24 protein-coding genes and 3 tRNA genes are annotated in these 22,405 nt (G+C 67.3%); 19 read left to right on the top strand and 8 right to left on the bottom strand.

Going from position 1 to position 22,405, the window contains the following annotated elements; all coding sequences use genetic code 11:
* Window positions 1-16: 16 nt before the first annotated feature.
* From DFO47_RS19100 to DFO47_RS19070, 7 genes are all read left to right on the top strand, one after another.
* On the top strand, window positions 17-1,078 hold the full coding sequence (locus tag DFO47_RS19100) for an FAD:protein FMN transferase (protein WP_243835547.1): 1,062 nt from the start codon (window positions 17-19) through the stop codon (window positions 1,076-1,078).
* The gene (locus DFO47_RS19095; protein ID WP_243835545.1) at window positions 1,071-1,628 is read left to right on the top strand and encodes a ferric reductase-like transmembrane domain-containing protein; all 558 of its coding nucleotides are present in this window, start codon (window positions 1,071-1,073) and stop codon (window positions 1,626-1,628) included. The genes DFO47_RS19100 and DFO47_RS19095 overlap by 8 nt, the downstream gene beginning before the upstream one ends.
* Window positions 1,625-2,881, top strand: coding sequence for an NADH-ubiquinone oxidoreductase-F iron-sulfur binding region domain-containing protein (locus DFO47_RS19090; protein ID WP_133832631.1), 1,257 nt, complete (start codon window positions 1,625-1,627; stop codon window positions 2,879-2,881). The genes DFO47_RS19095 and DFO47_RS19090 overlap by 4 nt, the downstream gene beginning before the upstream one ends.
* The gene (locus DFO47_RS19085) at window positions 2,878-3,138 is read left to right on the top strand and encodes a ferredoxin (protein WP_133832630.1); all 261 of its coding nucleotides are present in this window, start codon (window positions 2,878-2,880) and stop codon (window positions 3,136-3,138) included. Before DFO47_RS19090 ends, DFO47_RS19085 begins: the two co-directional genes overlap by 4 nt.
* A 15-nt stretch (window positions 3,139-3,153) precedes the next feature.
* Window positions 3,154-5,088, top strand: a complete 1,935-nt coding sequence (gene dnaG, locus DFO47_RS19080) for a DNA primase (RefSeq protein WP_133832629.1) — start codon at window positions 3,154-3,156, stop codon at window positions 5,086-5,088.
* An 86-nt stretch (window positions 5,089-5,174) separates the two neighbouring features.
* Window positions 5,175-5,247 (top strand) — tRNA-Asn (locus DFO47_RS19075).
* Between the two features lie 122 nt (window positions 5,248-5,369).
* Window positions 5,370-5,442: transfer RNA gene (locus DFO47_RS19070), tRNA-Asn, on the top strand.
* A gap of 85 nt (window positions 5,443-5,527) precedes the next feature.
* Here the strand turns inward: DFO47_RS19070 and DFO47_RS19065 are convergent.
* The 3 genes from DFO47_RS19065 to DFO47_RS19055 form a co-directional block, all read right to left on the bottom strand.
* The gene (locus DFO47_RS19065) at window positions 5,528-5,935 is read right to left on the bottom strand and encodes a hypothetical protein (protein ID WP_018763419.1); all 408 of its coding nucleotides are present in this window, start codon (window positions 5,933-5,935) and stop codon (window positions 5,528-5,530) included.
* A gap of 64 nt (window positions 5,936-5,999) precedes the next feature.
* A complete protein-coding gene (locus DFO47_RS19060; protein WP_018763420.1) occupies window positions 6,000-6,179 on the bottom strand; it encodes a glycine zipper 2TM domain-containing protein in 180 nt (59 codons plus the stop codon).
* A 37-nt stretch (window positions 6,180-6,216) separates the two neighbouring features.
* Window positions 6,217-7,440 (bottom strand): multidrug effflux MFS transporter, encoded by a 1,224-nt coding sequence (locus DFO47_RS19055; protein WP_026265056.1) that lies wholly within the window; start codon window positions 7,438-7,440, stop codon window positions 6,217-6,219.
* Window positions 7,441-7,621: 181 nt separating this feature from the next.
* Between DFO47_RS19055 and DFO47_RS19050 the strand changes: the two genes are divergently transcribed.
* From DFO47_RS19050 to DFO47_RS19025, 6 genes are all read left to right on the top strand, one after another.
* Window positions 7,622-8,479: a phage holin family protein gene (locus DFO47_RS19050; protein WP_133832628.1), complete on the top strand. Its 858-nt coding sequence runs from the start codon at window positions 7,622-7,624 to the stop codon at window positions 8,477-8,479.
* 63 nt (window positions 8,480-8,542) lie between these two features.
* Complete coding sequence (locus DFO47_RS19045) at window positions 8,543-9,166, top strand: CDP-alcohol phosphatidyltransferase family protein (RefSeq protein ID WP_133832627.1); 624 nt, start codon at window positions 8,543-8,545, stop codon at window positions 9,164-9,166.
* A complete protein-coding gene (locus DFO47_RS19040; protein WP_018763424.1) occupies window positions 9,166-10,074 on the top strand; it encodes a DMT family transporter in 909 nt (302 codons plus the stop codon). Before DFO47_RS19045 ends, DFO47_RS19040 begins: the two co-directional genes overlap by 1 nt.
* 112 nt (window positions 10,075-10,186) lie before the next feature.
* Window positions 10,187-11,383 carry a glycosyltransferase gene (locus DFO47_RS19035; RefSeq protein ID WP_018763425.1) on the top strand — a complete coding sequence of 399 codons (1,197 nt, stop codon included), beginning with the start codon at window positions 10,187-10,189 and terminating at the stop codon, window positions 11,381-11,383.
* A 74-nt stretch (window positions 11,384-11,457) separates the two neighbouring features.
* A tRNA-Ile gene (locus DFO47_RS19030) sits at window positions 11,458-11,531 on the top strand.
* Between the two features lie 162 nt (window positions 11,532-11,693).
* Window positions 11,694-12,884 carry an acyl-CoA dehydrogenase family protein gene (locus DFO47_RS19025; RefSeq protein WP_133832626.1) on the top strand — a complete coding sequence of 397 codons (1,191 nt, stop codon included), beginning with the start codon at window positions 11,694-11,696 and terminating at the stop codon, window positions 12,882-12,884.
* A gap of 23 nt (window positions 12,885-12,907) precedes the next feature.
* Here DFO47_RS19025 and DFO47_RS19020 read toward each other — a convergent pair whose 3' ends face one another.
* Window positions 12,908-13,552: a M23 family metallopeptidase gene (locus tag DFO47_RS19020; protein WP_018763427.1), complete on the bottom strand. Its 645-nt coding sequence runs from the start codon at window positions 13,550-13,552 to the stop codon at window positions 12,908-12,910.
* 451 nt (window positions 13,553-14,003) lie between these two features.
* On the opposite strand from DFO47_RS19020, the gene rpsB reads away from it, so the two are divergent.
* The 6 genes from rpsB (at window position 14,004) to DFO47_RS18990 (ending at window position 19,059) form a co-directional block, all read left to right on the top strand.
* Window positions 14,004-14,876 carry a 30S ribosomal protein S2 gene (rpsB, locus tag DFO47_RS19015; RefSeq protein WP_109044945.1) on the top strand — a complete coding sequence of 291 codons (873 nt, stop codon included), beginning with the start codon at window positions 14,004-14,006 and terminating at the stop codon, window positions 14,874-14,876.
* Between the two features lie 127 nt (window positions 14,877-15,003).
* A complete protein-coding gene (gene tsf, locus DFO47_RS19010) occupies window positions 15,004-15,840 on the top strand; it encodes a translation elongation factor Ts (RefSeq protein ID WP_018763429.1) in 837 nt (278 codons plus the stop codon).
* Window positions 15,841-15,985: 145 nt separating this feature from the next.
* Window positions 15,986-16,723, top strand: a complete 738-nt coding sequence (gene pyrH / locus DFO47_RS19005) for a UMP kinase (protein WP_018763430.1) — start codon at window positions 15,986-15,988, stop codon at window positions 16,721-16,723.
* Window positions 16,724-16,849: 126 nt separating this feature from the next.
* Complete coding sequence (gene frr, locus DFO47_RS19000; RefSeq protein WP_018763431.1) at window positions 16,850-17,407, top strand: ribosome recycling factor; 558 nt, start codon at window positions 16,850-16,852, stop codon at window positions 17,405-17,407.
* Window positions 17,407-18,327 carry a phosphatidate cytidylyltransferase gene (locus tag DFO47_RS18995; RefSeq protein ID WP_018763432.1) on the top strand — a complete coding sequence of 307 codons (921 nt, stop codon included), beginning with the start codon at window positions 17,407-17,409 and terminating at the stop codon, window positions 18,325-18,327. Before frr ends, DFO47_RS18995 begins: the two co-directional genes overlap by 1 nt.
* 147 nt (window positions 18,328-18,474) lie before the next feature.
* Window positions 18,475-19,059 carry a DivIVA domain-containing protein gene (locus DFO47_RS18990; protein WP_133832625.1) on the top strand — a complete coding sequence of 195 codons (585 nt, stop codon included), beginning with the start codon at window positions 18,475-18,477 and terminating at the stop codon, window positions 19,057-19,059.
* A 22-nt stretch (window positions 19,060-19,081) separates the two neighbouring features.
* Here DFO47_RS18990 and DFO47_RS18985 read toward each other — a convergent pair whose 3' ends face one another.
* Genes DFO47_RS18985 through DFO47_RS18970 form a run of 4 tightly spaced genes read right to left on the bottom strand, consistent with a single transcriptional unit; the run spans window position 19,082 to window position 22,382 of the window.
* Complete coding sequence (locus DFO47_RS18985) at window positions 19,082-19,771, bottom strand: hypothetical protein (RefSeq protein WP_043424430.1); 690 nt, start codon at window positions 19,769-19,771, stop codon at window positions 19,082-19,084.
* A 19-nt stretch (window positions 19,772-19,790) separates the two neighbouring features.
* Window positions 19,791-21,263: a cation acetate symporter gene (locus tag DFO47_RS18980; protein WP_109044944.1), complete on the bottom strand. Its 1,473-nt coding sequence runs from the start codon at window positions 21,261-21,263 to the stop codon at window positions 19,791-19,793.
* Between the two features lie 34 nt (window positions 21,264-21,297).
* Window positions 21,298-21,669: a hypothetical protein gene (locus DFO47_RS18975; RefSeq protein ID WP_133832624.1), complete on the bottom strand. Its 372-nt coding sequence runs from the start codon at window positions 21,667-21,669 to the stop codon at window positions 21,298-21,300.
* On the bottom strand, window positions 21,666-22,382 hold the full coding sequence (locus tag DFO47_RS18970; RefSeq protein ID WP_018763437.1) for a LytTR family DNA-binding domain-containing protein: 717 nt from the start codon (window positions 22,380-22,382) through the stop codon (window positions 21,666-21,668). The genes DFO47_RS18975 and DFO47_RS18970 overlap by 4 nt, the downstream gene beginning before the upstream one ends.
* Between the last annotated feature and the right edge of the window lie 23 nt (window positions 22,383-22,405).

The raw sequence follows: 22,405 nt of genomic DNA, 5'->3' as shown, positions 1-22,405 counted from the left end.
GGCGGCGGAAAGCGGTATGGCGGCCCAATCAACCTGGACAGCCTGGGAGCTTGAGGCCTCCGTTACCGTTACGGACGCCGGCGCCCTGGCTGGCGCGGAACGGATCGTCCGCGACGTGGTGGCCGCCGTCGACGCCGCCTGCAGCCGTTTCCGCAACGACTCGGAACTTGTGATCCTCCAACCCCGGATGGCACAGGGCGTCACCGTCAGCCCGATGCTCCGGCTGCTCCTGCAACGGGCCCTGGACGCGGCGGCCATGACCGGCGGCGACGTCGACCCCACCCTCGGAGCGGACCTGGCCGCACTGGGCCACGGCCCGGACCAACAGGGTATGACGGGGCTCCGCAGCGTGCCGGTGCCGGCACTGGCGAACGGAGCGGCGCGAACTCCTGCGCCGCCGTCGGCCGCATCCCCTGACATGCCCGCGACGCGGGCACCCGGATGGACCAGGCTCGGCCTCGACGCCACCACCCTGACCCTGCCTGCCGAACTCCGGCTTGACCTCGGTGCCACGGCCAAGGCGGTCGCGGCGGACCTCGCCGCCGCCGAAGTGCACCAGCGGCTCCGCTGCGGGGTCCTCGTAGGGCTCGGCGGAGACCTGGCCAGCGCAGGGCCCGGACCCCTCGTGGATGGCCAACCCGGCCAGTGGCAAATCCTGGTCCAGGACCTGCCCGCCGACCCCGCCCAGCACATCTCCCTCGCGTCCGGGTATGCCCTCGCCACGTCCAGCACGCAAAAGCGCCGCTGGACGCACCGGGGAACCGACGTCCACCACATCCTTGACCCGCGCTTCGGGCTCCCGGCCGAGCCCGTCTGGCGGTCCGTGACAGTGGCCGCACCCACATGCCTGGATGCCAACGCCTGCAGCACGGCCGCCATTGTCCGCGGCCACGCCGCCGTGGACTGGTTCCGGGCCGAAAATATCGTGGCCCGGCTCGTGGACCGCCACGGCCGGATTGTCACCACCGGCGGCTGGCCCACCGATAGCCAAGGCCCCCGCGGCGCCGGGTCCAATCCTGCAGACCCACCCCGCCAAGCAGCCCGCCCCGGCGCTGCGGGGGGTGGCCGCCATGGATGAGGCAATGTGGGCTTTCGGACGGGTGAGCGGCTTCATCTCCCTTGCCCTGTTCACCGCGTCCGTACTGCTGGGAATCCTCAACAGGTCCGGCCGTCCCCTGATGGTGCTGCCGCGGTTTTCCATCAGCCTCCTGCACCGGAACATCGCCCTGCTCGCCACCGTCTTCCTGGGGCTCCACGTGGGCTCACTGCTGCTGGACTCCTTTGCCAAGCTGAAGCCGGTGGACGTCGTGGTGCCCTTCCTGGGCTCCTTCCAACCGTTCTGGCAGGGTTTGGGGACGGTGGCCCTTGACCTGGTCCTGGCCGTGGTTGTCACCGGGTTGCTGCGGCACCGGATCGGACAACGGACCTTCAAGGCGGTCCACTGGCTGACCTATGGCGTCTGGCCGGTGGCGATGGCGCACGCCCTCGGAAACGGTAGCGACGTCTCGAGCGGCTGGTTCCTGCTGCTTGCCGCGGCGTCCGCCGTCGCCGTGGCCGCTGCGCTGTTGTGGCGGCTGTCCCCGACATTTCTTGAAACCTCCGCTGCCAGGCAAGGAAACCTCCCGTGAGCCACGCCAGAGACACCTCCCAGCCGGCGCCCCCGGATGCGGCACGGCAGGAACCGCGCCTCCTCGCGGCCGGCCCGGATGCCGGCTGGGACCAGCACCTGGATGTCTTCGGCCCCCTGGACGCAGACGCGGCCGCACCGGGGCTGCTTGACGCGCTCGCGGCGTCGGGGCTGACCGGCCGGGGCGGGGCAGCGTTCGAAACCTGGCGCAAGGTGACCGCGACGGCGGAGTCCGGCCGCAAGGGCCTGTTTGCGGCCCGGCCGGTGGTGATCGCCAACGGCGCCGAGGGCGAACCACTCAGCTTCAAAGACCGGACCCTCCTTAGCCATGCACCGCACTTGGTCATCGACGGCCTGCTCACCCTGGCGGCTGCCTTGGGCGGCGCCGGCACCTACGTGTACGCGCCGGCAGCAGGCCTGCCCCGTGTCCGGCAGGCCCTCGCGGGGCGTCCCGGCACCAAGCGGGTCCGGGTGGTGGAGGCGCCGGACGCGTTCATCTCCGGCGAGTCAAGCGCGGTGGTCAACATGATTGCCACCGGAAATGCGGTGCCGGTTGACCAACGCCGGCGCCTGAGCGAATCGGGACTGAACGGCCGCCCCACGCTGGTGGTCAATGTCGAAACCCTGGCACAGGTTGCCCTGATCGCCCGCTACGGGGCGCAGTGGTTCCGCCAAGCGGGAACTGCGACGGATCCGGGAACCCGGCTCGTGTCAGTATCCGGTCCGGCCCCGGTCCGCGACGTGGTGCTGGAGGTGCCGGGCGGGGTGGAACTGTCCACCGTCCTCAAGGAAGCGGGGATGGACCCGGCTCCCTTGTCCGCCGTCCTGGTGGGCGGCTACCACGGCCGCTGGGTACGGCCTGCTGCCCATGTGCTCTCGCCGGAGGGGCCGGTGGGCGGGACGGTGCGTCCCGGAGCAGGTGTGATCCATGCGCTGGATCCGCACGCCTGCGGGATCGGGGCGACCGCCCGGATCCTCACCTACCTCGCCAATGAATCGGCCAGGCAATGCGGACCCTGCATGTTCGGCCTGCCGGCCATGGCGTCCGTCCTCAACCGGATCGCTGGCGGGGAACGCAACCCCCGCCTCGCCTCCGAACTAGACCGGCTGGGACGGCTGGTGTCCGGCCGCGGCGCCTGCCGGCATCCTGAGGGGACCACTGGGCTGGTCAGCAGCGCCCTGGAGGTGTTCGCCGCGGACTTCCGTGCGCACCTCGCCGGATACTGTGTTCCCCTGGGGGGAGTGGCGGCATGACTGCCATTCTGCACATCGACTGGACCAGCTGCGACGGCCGCGGCCTGTGCACAGAACTGCTTCCCGGCGTACTGGACCGTGATGACTGGGGATACCCCGTGGCACGCGGGAAGTCCGGCCGCGAACGGACGGACATTCCGCTGCGGGACGCGGACCGGGAAGCCGCGCAGGAGGCCGTGTTCCTCTGCCCCAAGCTGGCCCTGAGCCTCCAGGAACGCATGGCGCCGGCACGTGAAAGCCGTGAGCCGGGACGGTGACACTAAGATTGCTGTGTGGCTGGGCTGATTAAACGTGAAGATATCGACGAAGTACGCCAGCGCACGGACATCAAGGAAGTGGTTGACGGCTACGTCACGCTCAAAGGCGCCGGGCTGGGAACGTGGAAGGGCCTGTGCCCCTTCCACGACGAGCGTTCGCCGTCCTTCACCGTCCGCCCCCAGGTAGGCCGCTACCACTGCTTTGGCTGCGGCGAGGACGGTGACGTCATCGCCTTCGTCCAAAAGCAGGACCACAGCTCCTTCCACGAGGCGGTAGAAAAACTCGCCGCCCGGATCGGCTACGAGCTGCGCTACGAGGATGGCGGAAGCGGGCCCAACCGGGAGGAAGTGGGCCGGCGGCAGCGTTTGCTGGACGCCCACAAAATTGCCGACGAGTTCTTCCGCGCCCAGTTGCTCACGCCTGGTGCCGCCGAGGCCCGGAACTTCCTGCACGGACGGGGCTTTGACCGGGCAGCCGCCGAGCACTTCGGCTGCGGGTATGCCCCCCAAGGCTGGGATGCGTTGCTGAAGCACCTCCGGGGCCGCGGCTTCACCGACGCCGAGCTGAAGCTCACTGGCATGTTCTCGGAGGGCAACCGCGGCATCTACGACCGCTTCCGCGGCCGCCTCATCTGGCCCATCAAGGACATCGCCGGCGACACCATCGGCTTCGGCGCCCGCAAGCTCTTCGAGGACGACCAGGGCCCCAAGTACCTCAACACCCCGGAAACCACGCTCTACAAGAAGTCCCAGGTCCTCTACGGAATCGACCTCGCCAAGCGCAGCATCGCCAAGGACCGCCAACTCGTGGTGGTGGAGGGCTACACGGACGTGATGGCCTGCCACCTTGCAGGAATTACGACGGCGGTGGCCACCTGCGGCACCGCGTTCGGCACCGAGCACATCAAGATTGCCCGCCGGCTCTTGTCCGACGACGGCACCGGGGGAGAAGTGGTGTTCACGTTCGACGGGGACGCCGCGGGGCAGAAAGCGGCCCTCCGCGCCTTCGAGGAAGACCAGCGCTTCACGGCCCAGACCTACGTGGCGGTGGAACCCACGGGCGCCGACCCCTGCGACCTCCGCCTGAGCAGGGGAGACGAAGCAGTGCACGCCCTCATCCAGTCCCGCCGGCCGCTGTTTGAATTCGCCATCCGCACCACCTTGAAGCAGTTCAACCTGGATACCGTTGAGGGCCGCGTACAGGGCCTGAAAGCCTCAGTGCCCGTGGTGGCCGCCATTCGTGACGCCTCCACCCGGACCGGCTACTGCCAGGCGCTGACCGGCTGGCTCGGGATGCCGGACCCCAACGAAGTCCTCCGCCTGGTCACGGCGGCCGTGAAGCGGGGGGACACCGGACGTCCGGCCGCCTCCGGCCACCCGCAGGCCGGCAAGGCCGCCCAGCCGGGCGCCGCCCAACCCGGCGGCCCCGGCGTTGCTGCCGGGCCGTCGTCGGGCGCGGTCCCTTCCTACCACCGGCCGGACCCCCGGGATCCCGTGGCCTCGATGGAACGCCAGGCCCTGGAGGTGGCACTCCAGCAGCCGTCCCTGCTGGCCGGCGCCGTTTGGGACCGCTTCGCAGACGCCCGGTTCGCCACGCCCGCCTTCCAGGCGGTCCACGACGCCATGCGCGCCACCGGTCCGGGGCAGGCGGCCGGTGATCCGGTGCGCTGGGTGGAACACGTGATGCACGAAGTTCCCGAACCCCTCCGGCCGCTGGTCTCGGAGCTGGCTGTGGTGCCGCTGCCTGCCCACACGGAGGAGGCCGTGCTGAAGTATTGCCGCGACATCCTGTCCCGCTTGTTCGAGCTGCAGATCACCCGGGTCAAGGCGGACAAGATGGGGCAGCTGCAACGGCTCGATCCGGCCGCGGATCCGGAAACCTACCAGCGGCTCAACCGTGAACTGATGATGCTGGAAATGGAACGCCGGGCCCTGCGCGCCGAGGCGTAGCCGGGCCCGTACCGGGGTGGCCGGGACGGACGGCGTCCCGATTTCGTTTCCGCCGCAGGTGTTTGCTAGGCTAATACCCGCTTCATTCCTCCTTAGCTCAATTGGCAGAGCATTCGACTGTTAATCGAAGGGTTGCTGGTTCAAGTCCAGCAGGAGGAGCGCACAGTCCCCGTTTCGGCCTCCGGAACGGGGACTTTTCTTTGCCCGCGGGCTGTTTGGGCCCGGAAAACCGCCGATTTCCCTTGGGCCGGAATCCTTTGCTAATGTCATACCTGCTTCATTCCTCCTTAGCTCAATTGGCAGAGCATTCGACTGTTAATCGAAGGGTTGCTGGTTCAAGTCCAGCAGGAGGAGCGCAACGGAAAATCCCTGTTCCTCCAGCCGGCGGAACAGGGATTTTTTTGTCTTCGCGGGCAAAGCCTTGGACGCGCCCGGCAGATCAGACGAAGTCCATTTCCACCTGCAGGAATCTTTCGGCCTCCGCGATGGCTGCGTTGAAGGCCTCGTTTTCCGTGGGCGACCTGCGGGGTTCGCGCGGGTTCCATTCGTGCGGGGCCGAGTGGATTCGGACAAAGCCGGCATCCGGCGGGGCGTAGAAAATACCGAACCGCTGGACCGGCCACTCCGGCGAGGTTTCCGGAGCCACCAGCAGGGCTGCATTGAAGGCGGGATTGAACCACTGGGCGATGGGCCGGCGGCGGTCCTCGGTAAACAGCCCCGCGGCGTACAGCGCCGCTGACTGCTGCCCGGCCTGGGCACACAGTCGCTCCCACCACAGTGGCAGGATCCGGGCGTCGCACCGTTGCCATGTGGCCGGAAGTGGCGGTTGGTTCTGCCAGCTGGGCACGGGAATATTTTATCGCGGGAAGGCCCGGGAAGGCAGGTGGCGCGTCCGCAGTCGGGCCCGGCAGTCAGCGGCGTTTCCGGGACCCGGGGTTGATCCGGTACAGCAGTGCTGCGCCGGCCAGCGTGCCCAGGATGATGCCCCAGGCCGGGTTGCCCACGGCCCGGCCGGCAAAATAGCCGACGACGGCGCCGAGCACGGCGCCCAGGAAGAGTCCCCGTCCGTTGCGGTGCGGTTTCCGGCTCATCGGCGGCCTTCCTGGTGGACGTTCGGTGGATCGGCGGTTAGTGGATTGAGGGTACCGTGCGCGGGCGGACAACCAGCCACAAGGCCCCGATGGCAAGCAGGATGCATGCGGCCTGCACCGAACCCATCGGCGCCGCGCTGGTAATGCCCAGCCAGCCCACCACGGGGGAAATCAGCCCGGCCATGAGGAACGTGGCCGCACCAAGGAGCGACGCCGCCGTCCCCGCCTGGGCTGCGTGGCCGGCCAGTGCCAGCACTTGGACGCAGGGGAACATGAAGCCTGTCCCCAGGATGTAGAACCACAGCGGGACCATCACTCCCCACAGCCCCAGGCCCATGCGGTCGAACACGACGATCAGCACGGCCATCAGGAACATCCAGGCCGTGGCGCACGCCAGGATCCACTGTGGCGGGACAACCCGGATCAGGCGCGCACTGGTTTGGACGCCGGCAACGATGCCCAGGGAGTTGATGCCAAAGAGCAACCCGTACTGCTGGGCGGAGAAGCCGAACACGTCCTGGAACAGGAAGGGCGACGCCGACAGGTAGGTGAACAGGCCGCCAAAGTTGAATCCGGCCACCATCAGCAGCCCCACGAAGATCCGGTCGCTGAAGAGCGCCTTGTACCGCTGCCGGGCAGTCATGCCGCTCTTGCCGCGCTTCTCCGGCGGAAGCGTCTCGCGCACCAGCAGCAGGGCGGCCACGATGACAAGGGTTCCGTAGGAGGCAAGGAACACGAATATTCCGGGCCAGGGCATGACCAGCAGCAGCTGCGAGCCGATCACCGGTGCCAGGATGGGGGCCAGGCCGTTGACCAGCGCCATCCGCGAAAACATCCGTACCATGGCATACCCGGAAAACAGGTCGCGCACCATGGCCATGGCCACCACGCCGCCGCCGGCAGCGCCGACACCCATCAGGACACGGAAGATCCCCAAGGTGGTGATGTCCGCGGACAAGGCCGCACCCACGGACGCTGCGATATGGAGGGCGGTGGCAAGGATCAAGGGTGTCCGGCGGCCAAACTTGTCGCTGAACGGCCCCACCACTAGCTGCCCGAACGCAAAGCCCACGGTAGTGCCAGCCAGCGTCAACTGAACCTGCGCCTCCGTCACGCCCAGGCTCGCCTCCAGCGCAGGAAAAGCGGGCAGGTAAAGGTCGATCGTGAACGGACCCAAGGCCGTCAGGGCGCCCAGGAGGAGGATGTACAGAAGCTTCCGGCGGCGGGTCAGCAGGTCGCCTGGATTGGGGGCATTGGTCACGATCACCAATCCTAGGCCCGGCGGGGGACGTTTTTTCAGCGTTGTAGGCCGCGCCGCCCGGCAAGCCCCGGAGTTCGCCCTGAACCTGAATGATAGTTTGGGTGGCGTGGACTGTGCGGCTGCACATTTCCGCAGGACAACGCAGGCAGTATCGACCCAGACGACCAGTAAGGCGGAACCGATGAGCGGACGTCACAGCGGGCGTACCAGTCCCGGATTGCGCATCACCGCGCTGCCGGGAACGGCACGACTCCTTTTCCGGTTGGCCCCACGCCAGCTCAACGACGAGATCGCCTTCGCCAAGATCGAACTCAAGCGCAAGGGCATCCAGGTTGGGGTGGCCGCAGCGTTCTTCGCCATCGCCCTGGTCTTCGTGGCGTTCCTGGTAGTTGGCCTGATCGTCGCCGCCATCATGGGGCTGGCCACCATCATGCCTGCCTGGCTGGCAGCACTCCTGGTGTCCGCCGCCTTCCTGGTCATCGCTTTGGTCGGCGGCCTTGTAGGCCTTGCGAGGTTCAAGAAAGCCATGCCGCTGGTGCCTGAAGAAACCATCCGCGGCATTAAGTACGATCTCGGCGTCGCCCGCGAAGGGTCCGCCTTCAATCCCGCGGTCCTGGATCCGGACAGCCCGGAAGCAAAGGCAGCGAAGGCTGCAAAGGCCGAAGCCGCCGCCAAGGCCAAGGCCGAGAAGGCGGCCAAGGCCGCCCAGCACGATCAGGAGTTCCCGCACGCTTCCGAGCCCGAGCTGGTTCGCCGGCTCAGCCAGCGCCGGCACCACCTCGCCGAGGTCCGGGATGAACTCGGCACGGAGCTGGACCTCAAGACGCAGGCCCGCTACCTGCTGGCCGCCGCCCAGGTCAAAGCCCGTGAGGCCCAGCTGCTCGCCGCCCGCGGCGCGGACGCGGCATCGCAGCGGTTCGCCGCCGTCGCCGACTCCGCGGACCTGGGCCGCCGCTGGAAGCCGCTGGCAGCCCTCGCAGCGGCCGGTACGGTGCTGGTGGTCCTGCTCCGGCGGCTCCTGCGCGCCAACCAAGCCTGAACAGGTCCGTAACGCACAACCGATAGACCGCGCCGCGGCGCAACAGCAAGGAGAGGGGGACGGGTGAGGTTCATTGGCGCAGGCGCCCGCCCCGGCCGCCCCCAGGTGGACCACGACCGCGTGTTCACCATCCCCAACCTGCTTACCGTGGTGCGGTTCATGGGGGTTCCGCTCTTCATTTGGCTCGTCCTGGCCCAGCGGGAATACGGAGCCGGCGTGGCCGTCCTGGCGGTCATGGCGGGTACGGACTGGATTGACGGCTACATTGCCCGCCGTTTCGACCAAGCTTCCAAACTCGGCCGTGTCCTGGACCCCATTGCTGACCGGCTGGCCCTGCTTGCCGTGGCGGTCACCCTGGTGATCGCCGGCGTCGTGCACTGGCTCTACCTCGCCGCGCTGGTGATTCCCGACGCCATTCTGCTGGTCCTCACGCTCTCCCTTTTCCATGGCCATCCCGACCTCCCCGTCAGTGTTGTGGGCAAGGTCAGGACCGGCCTGCTCCTGCTGGGAACGCCGCTGCTGCTCCTGTCCCGGGTGGACACCGTCGCCGCGGGCCAGCTCCTCGCTGCCGCCTGGGTGGTCCTGGTCCTGGGCCTGGTGGGCCACTGGATTGCCGCCCACAACTACTTCTGGGCCATGCTGCGCAAAGGCCGGGAAACGGAACAACACAACGGCGGTCACGGCTGATGGTGTGGTTCGCCGTCGCGCTGGCGGTCCTGGGTGCCTTCTGCCTGGCCCTCGGTGCCCAGCGCCAGGGGAGTGCCGTCAAAGCCGATACCGGCGGGCTCGCGCTGAGCTCCAACGGTTTCCTCCGGCTGCTGCGCAACCCGCGCTGGATGTTCGGGCTCCTGCTGCTGTGCCTGGGCATGGCCATGAATGCCGTGGCCCTCGTATCAGCCCCGCTGACCGTGGTCCAGCCCATTGGTGCCATTGCCCTGGTGATCACCACGGTGGTTAACGCCCGGGACCAGGACCTCACCATCAACCGCGCCACGGCGGTCTCCATCGCCGCATGCGTCACGGGATCGGCGCTCTTCGTCCTCCTTGCCGTGAACGTGACGCAGGAAAGCCACCACGTCAGCCTGGCAGACGAGCTGACCATCGTGCTGCTCCTCGCTCTCGCGGTGGGCCTGTTCGGCACGCTGGCGGTGACGTTCCGGCACCGCATGAACGCGTTCGTCTACATCCTTGGCGCCGGTATCCTGTTCGGCTTCGTTGCGGTCCTGACCCGGATCATCGGCAAGCACCTCCTGGACCCCAACGGGCTTTTCCTGCTGAACGTGCAGTGGTACTCGGTGGTGGCCATCATCGCTGCCGGCGGCCTGGGCTCCTGGTTTGTCCAGAGCGCTTACTCCACCGGCCCTCCGGACCTGGTGATCGCCGGACTCACGGTGATCGACCCCATGGTGGGCATCGCCATCGGCATCATCATCCTGGGCGAACTGCGCCCCGATGTCCACGCCGTCATGGCCATCGCAATGGGAACTGCGGCGTGCCTTGCTATCGTTGGGGTTATCGCCCTTTCCCGGCACCACCCGGAGGTCACCAAGCGCAAGAAGGACGCGCGCAAGGCCGCCGGCAAACCGAACCAGTAGCCCGTCACCGCACACATCAAGCAAACCACGAGGCCGTGCGCCACCTGCGCCGGCGGCCAACCGTGCTGTCAGTTTCACGCTGCCCGCACCGTGACCATCAGGAGTACTCCACATGACCACGCCAGCCGACCAGCGCCCCCTGACCATCCTGATCGCGGCGGACACCTACCCGCCGGACGTCAACGGCGCCGCCCAGTTCGGATACCGGCTGGCCAAGGGCATGACCGCCCGGGGCCACAACGTCCATGTCCTGGCGTCCCGCGACAGCAAGGGAAAGAGCTTCACCGAATTCCGTGCGGAAGCAACCGTGCACCGGCTCCGCTCGCACCGGGCGTTCACCCACGAGACCTTCCGCATCTGCTTCCCGTGGGAAATCAAGAAGGAAATCAGCCTGCTTTTTGACCGGGTCAAGCCGGACGTGGTGCACATCCAGAGCCACTACATGATCGGCGAGCACGTCCTCTATGAGGCCGTGAAACGCGGCATCAGGGTAGTGGCCACCAACCACTTCATGCCGGAAAACCTCAACCCCTTCCTGCCGTTCCCGCAGTGGTTCAAGGACATCGTCGGCCGGGTTTCCTGGAAGGACATGGGCAAGGTCATGGGCCAGGCCGACGTCGTCACCACGCCCACGCCGCTGGCCGCCAGGGCCATGCATGAGCACGCCTTCCTGCGCAAAGTCCTGCCGCTGTCCAACGGCATCGACTCCGCCGCCTATGAGCTGAAGCCCGGCGAGCGTATTGAGCCGCATGCCCACCCCACGGTGCTCTTCGCCGGCCGCCTGGCCGAAGAAAAGCACGTTGACGTGCTCATCGAAGCCATCGGTAAGACTCCGCCGGAACTGAATGTGCACCTGGAGATCGTGGGCGGCGGCGAAGTACGGCCCGCCCTCGAGGACCTGGTCCTGCGGCTGGGACTTGGCGGCCGGGTGAAATTCCTGGGGCTTGCCAGCGACGAGGAACTGCGCAGGGCCTACATCGCGGCCGACCTCTTCTGCATGCCCGGAACTGCTGAATTGCAGTCGCTGGTGACCCTTGAGGCGATGTCCGCTTCCACCCCCGTGGTCCTTGCCGACGCCATGGCCCTTCCGCATCTGGTGCGCGACGGCGAAAACGGCTACCTGTTTACGCCCAACGACAGCGACGATCTCGCCAAGAAGATCACCCAGGTCCTGGAACTGCCCGAGGAGGAACGGCGCGCCATGGGCAGGGCCAGCCGGGAGATGGTGGAGCCCCACAGTATCCAGGGGACCCTGCAGACCTTCGAGGACCTGTACCGCGGTGCCACCTACGAGGACAAAGTGGTCTGAACCCTTTCCCGGGTTTGCTAGAGTGTTTCTGCCCTGCCGGAGCGCGGCCTTCAGGCCCGCTCCCGGGGTGGTTGGGGGCTATAGCTCAGCTGGTTAGAGCGCGGGACTCATAATCCTAAGGTCCTCGGTTCAAGTCCGAGTAGCCCTACCGCCACACGAAGACCGCGGCCGACAGTCCCTGTCGGCCGCGGTCTTCGTGGTTAAGGCCGGGTGTTCTTGGTTAACTGGACACCCTCGGGTAAGTTACTGATCAGTAACATCCTGGCCGCCACCGCGGCCCGGTCAGCGCTGATCACCAAAGAAGGTACCCATGCCCGCCTCTGCAGCCGATCCCCGTGAGCTTCCCTACGCCGACGGCGACTTTTTCGCCTTTGAGCAACTCCTCTCGAACAAGGAACGCGACCGGCTGGCCGAAGTCAGGGACTTTCTGGCGCGCGAGGTCCGGCCGATCGCCGTGGACTGCTGGAACCGCGCCGAGTTCCCGATGGACCTGGTGTCCAAGCTCGCCGACGTGGACCTGGTCAGCCCCGTCCGGCGGCAGGGTTACTCCAACCTCTTCGCAGGAATGCTGCATGCCGAGGCCACCCGGGCCGACGCCTCCATCGCCACCTTCCTGGGGGTGCATGACGGGCTGTTCACCGGATCCATCGAACTGCTGGCGTCCCCGGAACAGCAGGCCGAGTGGCTGCCGGATATTTATGCATTGAAGAAGATCGGCGCCTTCGGCCTGACCGAACCGCTGGGCGGCAGCGACGTTGCCGGCGGAACCCGCACCACCGCACGCAAAGACGGTGACCGGTGGATCCTGAACGGGGCCAAGCGCTGGATCGGCAACGCCACCTTCTCGGACTGGGTGGTGGTGTACGCCCGGGATGAGGCGGACAACCAGGTCAAGGGCTTCATGGTGGACACTTCGTTGGCCGGCTTCAGCGCCACAAAGATCGAAAACAAGATATCCCTGCGCACCGTCCAGAACGCCGACATTGTCCTGGATAACGTTGCCGTTCCCGGAGACTTCAAGCTCGCGAACGCCAACAGCTTCCGCGACGTCAACAAAGTCCTGAAGGTCACCCGCCTGGCCGTTGCCTGGCAGGCCGTGGGACTCCAGTTGGCAGCGTTCGACGTTGCCCGGCGCTACGCAGTGGAACGTCAGCAGTTCGGCCGGCCGCTGGCCTCCTTCCAGCTCGTCCAGGACCAGCTGGTGCGGATCCTCGGCAACGCGGTCAGCTCCATGGGCATGATGGTCCGGTTGTCGCAATTGGAGGACGCGGGAGTGGCGAAGGACGAGCAGTCCGCCTTGGCCAAGGCCTTCACCACCGCGCGCATGCGCGAGAGCGTGGCGCTGGGTCGAGGCATCCTTGGCGGCAACGGCATCGTGACCGATTTCGAGATGGCCAAGATCTTCGCCGACGCAGAGGCCATCTACTCCTACGAGGGGACCGCCGAGATCAACACCCTGGTCACGGGCCGGGCCATCACGGGCATCTCGGCCATCGTCTGATCCGCCGCCCGGCCGCGTTCCGGTCAGGGTGCGCCGGCCAGTGGGAGCAGGATGGACGGGCGCAGGTCCAGGACGAACTGGAGCGGATTGACATACTGCTCCCCGTCCCTGACGCCCCAGTGCAGGCACGCCGCCAAGGGGCAGTGGCCGGGGACCACTGTGCCGACCACCTCGCCTGCCGCCACCGGCGTCCCAACGGCCAGCGGGCTGTCCACGGGTTCGAAACTGCTCCGCAGGCCATCACCGTGGTCGATGGTGATCACGGGCCGGTCCACCACGACTCCGACGAAACTCACCGTCCCCGCCGCAGGGGACACCACGTCGGCGCCGGGCGCGGCGCCGCCAAGGTCGACGCCGCGGTGACCGCTGAGCCAAGGGAGCGGCGGGGGAGAGAAATACCGGAGCACCGGCGGCTTCGGGGCAAGGGGCCAGCGCCAGGCTGCCGTGGCACCAGGCCCGGCAGCCGCCGTCGTGCCCCCGGCCCGCTGGAGTGGTGCCGCGCCGGACCCGGCGGAGCTGCCGGCCTCAACCGGGCCGCCTGCCGTCGCGGAGGCGCCGGCTTCAGCCGGACCGACTGCCGAAACCGGACCGACTGCCGACGGCGGCCCTGCCGATGCCATGGATGCCGGCAGCATCAGCACTGCTGCCAGGAGGATTGATCGTTTCATGGCACCAGCGTGCCCGGGCGTTCCGCAGGCCGGGAGGGGGCAGTCCGGCTATGTGGATAAGCCGGCCCGGGCCCTGCCGGGACGGTCCGGCGCGCAGGGGTCCCTGTAGTACACTTGATGGAGCAGTTTGCTGCGCCCTCAACGCATCCCGTCCCAGTGGTTCACCCCCGCGGTGCCTTCCCCTGTCCGGATTGCGTCGGCACATCTCATTCAGGAGTGTGGGGGAACAGCGGCTGACTACGCGCATCCGGGCCTCCGGGACCCAACGCCACGGCGTTGGCCTTGGAGGACCGGTCTTCCCGCGGTCAGGGCTTTGGTCCTGATGGGACGGCCGGAGGATGCCAGGAGCAAGGCCCGTCCGGGCCGCGCTGATCAACCGTCAACTATTGGCAGGGTAAGAAGCCTTCGGGGTTTCTCATGAATGACCTGCCGGAAAATAAGGAGCGTCGGAATGCCCGTCGTAACCATGCGCCAGCTGCTTGACAGCGGCGTCCACTTTGGACACCAGACCCGCCGTTGGAACCCGAAGATGAAGCGCTTCATCTTCACCGAGCGCAACGGCATCTACATCATCGACCTGCAGCAGTCGCTGTCCTACATCGACCGCGCCTATGAGTTCGTCAAGGCCACTGTTGCCCACGGCGGCACCGTGCTGTTCGTCGGTACCAAGAAGCAGGCCCAGGAAGCAATCGCAGAGCAGGCAACCCGCGTGGGCCAGCCCTACGTGAACCAGCGGTGGCTCGGCGGTATGCTGACCAACTTCCAGACTGTCGCCAAGCGTATCCAGCGCATGAAGGAACTCGAAGAGATCGACTTCGACGACGTCGCCGGTTCCGCCTACACCAAGAAGGAGCTCCTGCTCCTCAAGCGTGAACTGACCAAGCTCGAGTCCAACCTCGGCGGCATCCGCAACCTGACCAAGGCGCCGTCCGTGCTCTGGGTTGTCGACACCAAGAAGGAACACCTCGCCGTTGACGAGGCCAAGAAGCTGAACATCCCGGTTGTTGCCATCCTGGACACCAACTGCGATCCCGACGAAGTCGACTTCCCGATCCCGGGCAACGACGACGCCATCCGCTCCGTGAACCTCCTGACCCGCGTTGTCGCCGACGCCGTCGCCGAGGGCCTCATCGCCCGCAACAACCGCGGCACCGGCACCACCGACGCTCCGGAAGAGCCCCTCGCCGAGTGGGAGCGCGAGCTCCTCGAAGGCAACAAGGCGGAAGCCGCTGCCGCTCCGGCCGAAAACGCTGAAGCTCCGGCCGCCGAAGCTCCCGCTGCCGAGGCTCCCGCTGCCGAGGCTCCCGCCGAAGACGCCAAGTAACACACGTCAATCCGGATTCTCCGCGCTGTCCGCAGCCGGAGCTGCTGACAGGATGGCAGCCCACACCCGTGGGCTGCCGTCCTGTCGGTCCGTACACCACCAAACATTTCTAGACAGAGGGGTTCACATGGCGAACTACACTGCCGCTGACATCAAGGCCCTGCGCGAGCGCACCGGCGCCGGCATGATGGACGTCAAGAAGGCTCTTGACGAAGCCAACGGTGACGCCGAGAAGGCCATCGAGATCATCCGCATCAAGGGCCTGAAGGGCGCTACCAAGCGTGAAGGCCGCTCCACCGCCGAAGGCCTGGTGGCCGCAAAGGTCAGCAACGGCGTCGGCGTCATGATCGAGGTCAACTGCGAGACCGACTTCGTTGCCAAGGCTGACAAGTTCATCCAGCTGGCCGACAAGGTCCTGGCCGTCGCCGTCGAGTCCGGCGCTGCCGACCTCGAAACCCTGCTCGCCACCGATGTCGACGGCAAGCCGCTGTCCGAGGTCGTCGTCGAAGAGGGTGCCATCCTGGGCGAGAAGGTTGTGGTTCGCCGCATCTCCCGCATCGAGGGTGCAACGGTCGACGCTTACCTGCACAAGACCTCCAAGGACCTCCCGGCCCAGGTCGGCGTCCTGTTCGCCGTTGACGGTGAAGGCGAAGCCGCAGCCACGGCAGCCCACGACGTCGCCGTCCACATCGCCGCGATGGCTCCGAACTACCTCACCCGTGAGGACGTTCCGGCCGATCTCGTTGAGTCCGAGCGCCGCATCGCCGAGGAGACCGCCAAGGCAGAAGGCAAGCCCGAGGCAGCCCTCACCAAGATCGTTGAAGGCCGCGTGACGGGCTTCTACAAGGGCGAGGTCCTGGTTGACCAGGCATTCGCCAAGGACGCCAAGAAGTCCGTGGCACAGATCCTCGAAGAGGCCGGTGTCAAGGGAACTGCGTTCACGCGTTTCCGCGTCGGCTCCTAGTCGAAACTGCAAGGGGTGGCCACTTCGGTGGCCGCCCCTTTTGCATGCGCCCAATCCGCTGGAAACGCGGCGGCAAGCGCGGCCGGTTCCGAGCACGGGACCCGGCAGGATACCCTTTTTTCAGAATCACCAACGGGAAGGCATCATGGAAGCCGTCAACACTGACATGCATTCAGAGAAGAGCAAGCGGCGGGTCCTCCTGAAGCTCTCAGGCGAGGTCTTCGGCGGCGGGAAACTGGGTGTCGACCCCGAGACCGTCCGCGACGTCGCCAAGCAGATCGCAGCGGCCGTCCCGCAGGTTGAGGTGGCCATCGTGGTAGGTGGCGGCAACTTCTTCCGCGGCGCAGAGTTGTCCCAGAGCGGCATGGACCGCTCACGAGCCGACTACATGGGCATGCTGGGGACCGTCATGAACTGCCTCGCCTTGCAGGACTTCCTGGAGCAGGCCGGAGTGGAAACCCGCGTCCAGAGCGCCATCACCATGGGCCAGGTGGCCGAGGCCTACATCCCACGCCGCGCTATCCGCCACATGGAAAAGGGTCGCGTGGTCATCTTTGGCGCCGGCGCCGGCCTGCCCTACTTCTCCACCGACACGGTGGCCGCCCAGCGGGCCCTGGAAGTCCACGCCGACGTCGTCCTGATGGCCAAGAGCGGAGTGGACGCCGTCTACACGGCAGACCCCAAGAAGGACCCGAGCGCCGAACGCCTCGAAACCCTCAGCTACGACGATGCGCTGCGCCGTGACATCCGGGTCATGGACCAGACTGCCATGACCATGTGCAAGGACAACGACCTCTCGATGGTCGTCTTCGGCATGGAGGGTGAAGGCAACGTCACCCGCGCCATCCTCGGCGAGAAGCTGGGCACGCTGGTCACCGCCTAGCTCCGGCTAGGATGATTTCAGGACAGTTCCGTCCCCGCCTGCGACGGCGGGGACGGAGACAGCAACAGAGAACCACGTGAGTGCAACCGGCGCGATCGGACTGCACCAGAACCGTCAGGAGAGACCGTGATCGAAGAAACCTTGCTCGAAGCCGAAGAAAAGATGGACAAGGCGGTAGAGGTAGCCAAGGAAGACTTCGCGTCCGTCCGCACCGGCCGCGCCAACCCCGGCCTCTACAACAAGGTCCTGGTGGAGTACTACGGGTCGCCCACGCCGCTGCAGCAGCTCGCCTCGTTCGCCATCCCGGACGCCCGCACCATCCTGATCACCCCGTTCGACAAGACCGCCCTCCGGGACATCGAACGCGCCTTGAGCGACTCCGAGGTTGGTGCCAATCCGTCCAACGACGGCAACGTCATCCGGATCACCATTCCTGAGCTGACCAAGGAACGCCGCAAGGAATACGTCAAGATCGTCAAGACCAAGGGCGAGGACGCGAAGATCTCCATCCGCAACATCCGGCGCAAGGCCAAGGAAACGCTGGACCGCCTGGTCAAGGACGGCGAAGCCGGCGAGGACGAAGGCAGCCGGGCCGAGAAGGAACTTGACAGCCTCACCAAGGCCCACGTGGACGGCATCGACGAACTGCTCAAGCGCAAGGAAGCAGAGCTGCTCGAAGTCTGATGGGCCAGGCAGATCAGGCCCCCGCTTCACGGGCCCGCACACGGGGGAAGCAGCCCAGGAGCAACCCGACGCCGAAAGCCGGGCGGAACCTGCCCGCCGCCGTCGTGGTGGGCCTGGCCATGCTGCTGGGCGTGCTGGGCGGCCTGCTGTTCCTCCCGCTGGCGTTCGTAGCAATCGTTACGGCCTTCGCCGTCTTCGGCGTCTGGGAAATCTACCGTGCGCTGGAGGCCAACGGAACCAGGATGCCCATTGTGCCGGTCATGACCGGCACCGTGGCCCTGCCGTTCGCCGCCTACTTCGGCGGCATTGAGAGCCAGCTGTTCGCCCTCCTGCTCAGCGCCGTGGCCGTCCTGCTGTGGCGGTCGATCGAAAGCGCCGCAGGATCGGCCAACAGCATCTTCGCCGGCGTCTTCACGCTGGGCTGGGTTCCGTTCTTCATCAGCTTCGCGGCCCTGCCGCTGCACGCGGCCGGAACCATCCCGCTGGGGCTGTGGCCAGGCGGCCTGGCGCCCATCGGCGCCTGGGAAATTGCAGTCATGCTGCTGCTGGTGGTCTCGAACGACACCTTCGGCTACCTGGTGGGAGCGTCCATCGGGAAGCACCCCATGGCGCCCAAGATCAGCCCCAAGAAGTCCTGGGAGGGCTTCGCCGGATCGGCAGCGGGCGCCATGCTGATCGGCGTCCTGGCCGCCATCTTCGTACTGGACAAGCCGTGGTGGGTAGGCGTGGTCCTCGCGGTGGGAACGGTGGCCGCCGCCACCGCCGGGGACCTGGCCGAGTCCATGGTCAAGCGTGAACTTGGCGTCAAGGACATGAGCAGCATCCTGCCCGGCCACGGCGGCGTGATGGACCGGCTGGACTCCATCGTCTTCGCCTCGCCCGTGGCCTTCATCCTGTACGGACTCGTGGCCGGCGCCTGAGGGATGCCCCCGGCGCGGGGCAGCCAACGAGAAACTGGCCCCACCCGGGGCGCCCGTGACACACAACGGGGCCGGACGGTTGGACCTGCCCCGGCACCTTAAACTGGTGCGGAAGCACTACGGCTGAAGAGCATTGAAGGAATCAAAGTGGCATTGGACATTCATCGGCAGATCCCTGCGTCCTTTGAGCGCGTGCAGCGCAGTGAGTACGGCTACAACGCCAAGCAGGTGGACCAGTTCCTGCAGCGGGCCCGGGTCTCCTTGGAAACCCCCGAGTCCGCAAGCGAGCCCGTCAACAGCTCCGACGTCAGGGCCGTGTCATTCGACCCCGTCAAGGGAGGCTACTCCGCCGCTGTGGTGGACGCCGCGCTGGACCGGCTTGAGGACGCGTTCGCCCGCCGCGAGCGCGATGAACTGATTGCCGCCCGCGGCGAGGAGGCCTGGCTGCGTGAAATCGGAAGCCTTTCGGGCATCCTCCGCGGACGGCTGCACCGGCCGGACGGCGAGCGCTTCCGCCGGCCCACCAAGAAGAAAACCCGAAGCTACAACACGGCCGACGTCGACCGGTTGTGCCGCGAACTCGTTGCCTACCTGGAGCAGGACAAGCCGCTGAGCGTCGACAGCGTCCGGCGTGCGGTCTTCCGCCCGGCCGTGGGCCGCGACGGCTACGAAGAATCCCAGGTGGACGCGTTCCTGGACCGGGTGGTCGAACTCATGGCGGCCATCGACTGACGAACCGCTCCCGGGAGGCCGCTTAGTCCCCGGCCGGAGGGGTGGGGGAGAGCGGGCTGAACCGCCGCCACACCTCGCGGTAGCTGCGGTAGCCGCGCACGGCGGACACTGCCAGGAACCCGGCACCGCACACAGCTCCCGCCACCGTCGCGGCCGCGATGCCCGCGCCCGCCAGCGACACCAGCAGCCCGGCAAAGATGGCAATCAAGGCGGCGTTCGCCGTCGTCATGAAGATCATGCTGCTCCCGGCCACGTGGCTGAACGTGCCTCGGTGGCCGAAGAAATAGTACGTCTGGACGGAGCCTGCCTCGTCGTCATGGTATGACGCCATCAGATAGGGGGCCACGCCCGGGTCGAGGTCAACATACGCGGCCCGCAGGCGGTTCATGGCCGTGACGTACATCAGGTCCTCGTGGGCCACGTTCATGACCCGGAGCTGGGTCAGCAGCCCAATCGCGGTGTCGATGAACAGCACCACCACGGCCAGGAGCACGAAGGCTTCCGAGAATCCCGTCGCCTGGCCCACCAAGGCAACACTGACAACGCTCGCGGAAGTGAACGTCAGGAACATGCTGATCCGCGTCAGGACCTCGCTTTGGGCGGTGCTCCGGGATGCCAGCAGGCCCCAGTGTTCCGTGGCGAGCAGCTGCGCCCGAACGGAGGAAGGGACTGCGCCTTCCCGGCGGGACGGCCCGCCGTCCTCGATGGACATGGCGTTATTGTCCACCCGATCACCGTCCGGTTGCCAGCGGCCTTTCCGGGGTGTGCAGGCGCGTCATGGTCCGCGGCATCGTTGCGGGAATACGGTGCGCCGTGGCCCGGGAGACCAGGACCATGACGGCAAAGGCCGTGGGTACACTCCAGGCGGCAGGCTGGGCAAGCCACGCCGGAGTCTGCCCGGAACCGGCCAGCGCCAGCGAGCCGGCGATCATCGCCCCGCCGCAAAGCACGCCGCCGGTCACCATGCCGGCGATCGCCCCTGTGTCCGTCAGGCCACGCCACCAGATGCCCAGAAGGAGGACCGGGCACACCGTCGAGGCAGTAAACGCGAACACCAGTCCCACGCTTCCGGCCAGGGCCAGGGAATCGGTCATGAAGGCAAAGCCCAGCGGCACGACGGCGGATACGACGGCGGCGAGCCGGAAGCCGCGGACGCTTCCGCCCAGGACGTCCTGGCTGATGACGCCGGCCAGGGAGACCACCAGTCCCGAGGTGGTGGAGAGGAACGCGGCGAAGGCCCCGGCCACCACCAGGGCGGAGAGCAGGCTGCCCGCCGTGCCGCCCAGGAATTCACCGGGCAGCCGCAGGACCATGGCGTCCGGCTGGCCCGAACGTGCCAGGTCCGGGGCGAACATCCGCGCCACCAGGCCGTACGCGGTGGGAAACAGGTAGAACACGGACAGCAACCCCAGGACGATCAGCGTGGTGCGCCTCGCGGTGTGTCCGTCCGGGTTGGTGTAGAAACGCACCAGGACGTGCGGCAGCCCCAGCGTTCCGAAGAGCAACGCCACCAGCAGGGAAATATTCTGGTACGGGCCTGCGGGGGCCGCCCCGGTGGGGTTGACGGCGGCCGGGGCCAGCGGTTGCGTGCCCTGGCCGGCCAGCACGAACACAATGAACAGGATGGGCACGGCCAGCGCCGTGAGCTTGAGCCAGTACTGGAATGCCTGCACGAACGTGATGGACCGCATGCCGCCGGCTGCCACGGTCAGGCACACCACCACCACGACGGCCACCGAGCCGACCCAGGACGGCAGGCCCGTGGTGATGCGGATGGCCAGGGCCGCGCCATGGAGTTGCGGCACGATGTACAGCCAGCCGACCATGACCACCACCAGGCTGGTCACCCTGCGGACGGTCCGCGATGCCAGCCTGGATTCCGTGAAGTCCGGGATGGTGTACGCCCCGGACCGGCGCAGTGGCGCGGCGACGAAAAGCAGCAGCATCAGGTAGCCCGCCGTGTACCCCACGGGGAACCACAGGGCGTCGGTCCCGGATAACAGGATCAGCCCGGCCACGCCAAGGAAGCTGGCGGCGGACAGGTATTCGCCGCCGATCGCGGACGCGTTCCACCATGGCCGCACCGTCCGGGAAGCGACGTAGAAATCCCCGGTGGTGCGCGAGATGCGCAGCCCGTAGAACCCGATGATCGCCGTGGCGAGGGACACCACCGCGACCGCTGTGATGGCGACCCCGGCGTTCACTGCGGCACCACCGGGGCGCCCCGTGCCGCCGGGTTCATTGTTCGCCGGCCAGGTCGCGGTAGCGCGCCTCATTGCGGGCCGCGCTCCTGACATACAGCCACGCGCTTAAGCCGATGACCGGGTAGATGCCGAGGCCCAGCAGGAGCCAGTCGAACGGGATACCGGCGATCCTGGTGTCGGCAAGGCCGGGAACCGCAACCAGGACCAGGGGGAACGCGGCCAGGATGAGCAGGAAGCCGCCGGCGACAACCAGTGCCAGCCGCAGCTGCGAGCGGATCAGGGAACGCACGAATACCTGGCCAACCTCGGTGTCCTGGGCGGCTTCGCGTGATTCCAGCGGGCGCGGTCCGCCGCGGCCGGGGCCGCCGGGGGAGGCGTGCGGGGCGGTAACCCGGACCCTGGTCATGCGTGCGGCCTGATGCGGGTTGCTTCCAGCTTCTCCCGCACCGTGGGCAGGTGGCGCCGGCTGATGGGCAGCCCGGCCCCGGCCACGGTCACGCGGGGCCCGTCGGCCGCCAGCTTCATGGAGGACACGTGTTTCAGCGCCACCAGGTAGGAGCGGTGCGTCCGGATGAATCCCGCATCCGCCCACTGTTGTTCCAGGTCGGCCAGGGGCACCCGGATCAGGTAGCTGGCGTCGGCGGTGTGCAGGCGGGCATAGTCGCCCTGCGCCTGGACATACGTGACGTCGTCCCGCCGGATCATCCTGGTGGTCCCGCCCTGGTCCACCGTGATCATCTCCGGCGCGCTGCCGCCGTCGCGCAGTTCACTGATCCGGCCCACGGAGCGCGCCAGGCGTTCGGTGCGGACGGGCTTGAGCAGGTAGTCGACGGCGGCCAGTTCAAACGCTGCCAGGGCATGGTCCTCGTCGGCGGTAACGAACACAACCGCCGGGGGATTGCTGCTCCGGGCGATGAAGCCGGCGATGTCCAGGCCGGACACGGCGGGCATGTGAATGTCCAGGAACACGGCGTCGATGCCGCCGCCCGCCAGGGCTGCGAGGGCTTCCGCGCCGGACGTTGCCCGCAGCACCTTGCCGATGCGCTCATCCCTGCCCAGCAGGAAAGCCAGTTCCTCAACGGCGGGCAGCTCATCATCAACGACGAGGACGTTAATCATGCTCCTAGGGTACTTCCAGCAGC

The sequence above is a fragment of the Arthrobacter sp. AG258 genome, assembly GCF_004364695.1.
GTDB lineage: Bacteria > Actinomycetota > Actinomycetes > Actinomycetales > Micrococcaceae > Arthrobacter.
The sequence above is the reverse complement of the archived record's forward strand: the minus strand, read 5'-3'. Positions and strand labels throughout refer to the sequence as shown.

Excerpts from the sequence above, each read along its gene's own strand:
- rpsB (WP_109044945.1), top strand. The coding sequence starts at position 14,004 with ATGCCCGTCGTAACCATGCGCCAGCTGCTTGACAGCGGCGTCCACTTT.
- DFO47_RS19060 (WP_018763420.1), bottom strand. The coding sequence starts at position 6,179 with ATGAGCCGGAAACCGCACCGCAACGGACGGGGACTCTTCCTGGGCGCC.
- DFO47_RS19100 (WP_243835547.1), top strand. The coding sequence starts at position 17 with ATGGCGGCCCAATCAACCTGGACAGCCTGGGAGCTTGAGGCCTCCGTT.
- DFO47_RS19040 (WP_018763424.1), top strand. The coding sequence starts at position 9,166 with ATGGTGTGGTTCGCCGTCGCGCTGGCGGTCCTGGGTGCCTTCTGCCTG.
- DFO47_RS18995 (WP_018763432.1), top strand. The coding sequence starts at position 17,407 with ATGGGCCAGGCAGATCAGGCCCCCGCTTCACGGGCCCGCACACGGGGG.
- DFO47_RS18975 (WP_133832624.1), bottom strand. The coding sequence starts at position 21,669 with ATGACCAGGGTCCGGGTTACCGCCCCGCACGCCTCCCCCGGCGGCCCC.
- tsf (WP_018763429.1), top strand. The coding sequence starts at position 15,004 with ATGGCGAACTACACTGCCGCTGACATCAAGGCCCTGCGCGAGCGCACC.
- DFO47_RS19025 (WP_133832626.1), top strand. The coding sequence starts at position 11,694 with ATGCCCGCCTCTGCAGCCGATCCCCGTGAGCTTCCCTACGCCGACGGC.
- DFO47_RS19035 (WP_018763425.1), top strand. The coding sequence starts at position 10,187 with ATGACCACGCCAGCCGACCAGCGCCCCCTGACCATCCTGATCGCGGCG.
- DFO47_RS19095 (WP_243835545.1), top strand. The coding sequence starts at position 1,071 with ATGGATGAGGCAATGTGGGCTTTCGGACGGGTGAGCGGCTTCATCTCC.
- DFO47_RS19050 (WP_133832628.1), top strand. The coding sequence starts at position 7,622 with ATGAGCGGACGTCACAGCGGGCGTACCAGTCCCGGATTGCGCATCACC.
- DFO47_RS19020 (WP_018763427.1), bottom strand. The coding sequence starts at position 13,552 with ATGAAACGATCAATCCTCCTGGCAGCAGTGCTGATGCTGCCGGCATCC.
- DFO47_RS19085 (WP_133832630.1), top strand. The coding sequence starts at position 2,878 with ATGACTGCCATTCTGCACATCGACTGGACCAGCTGCGACGGCCGCGGC.
- pyrH (WP_018763430.1), top strand. The coding sequence starts at position 15,986 with ATGGAAGCCGTCAACACTGACATGCATTCAGAGAAGAGCAAGCGGCGG.
- DFO47_RS18985 (WP_043424430.1), bottom strand. The coding sequence starts at position 19,771 with ATGTCCATCGAGGACGGCGGGCCGTCCCGCCGGGAAGGCGCAGTCCCT.
- DFO47_RS18970 (WP_018763437.1), bottom strand. The coding sequence starts at position 22,382 with ATGATTAACGTCCTCGTCGTTGATGATGAGCTGCCCGCCGTTGAGGAA.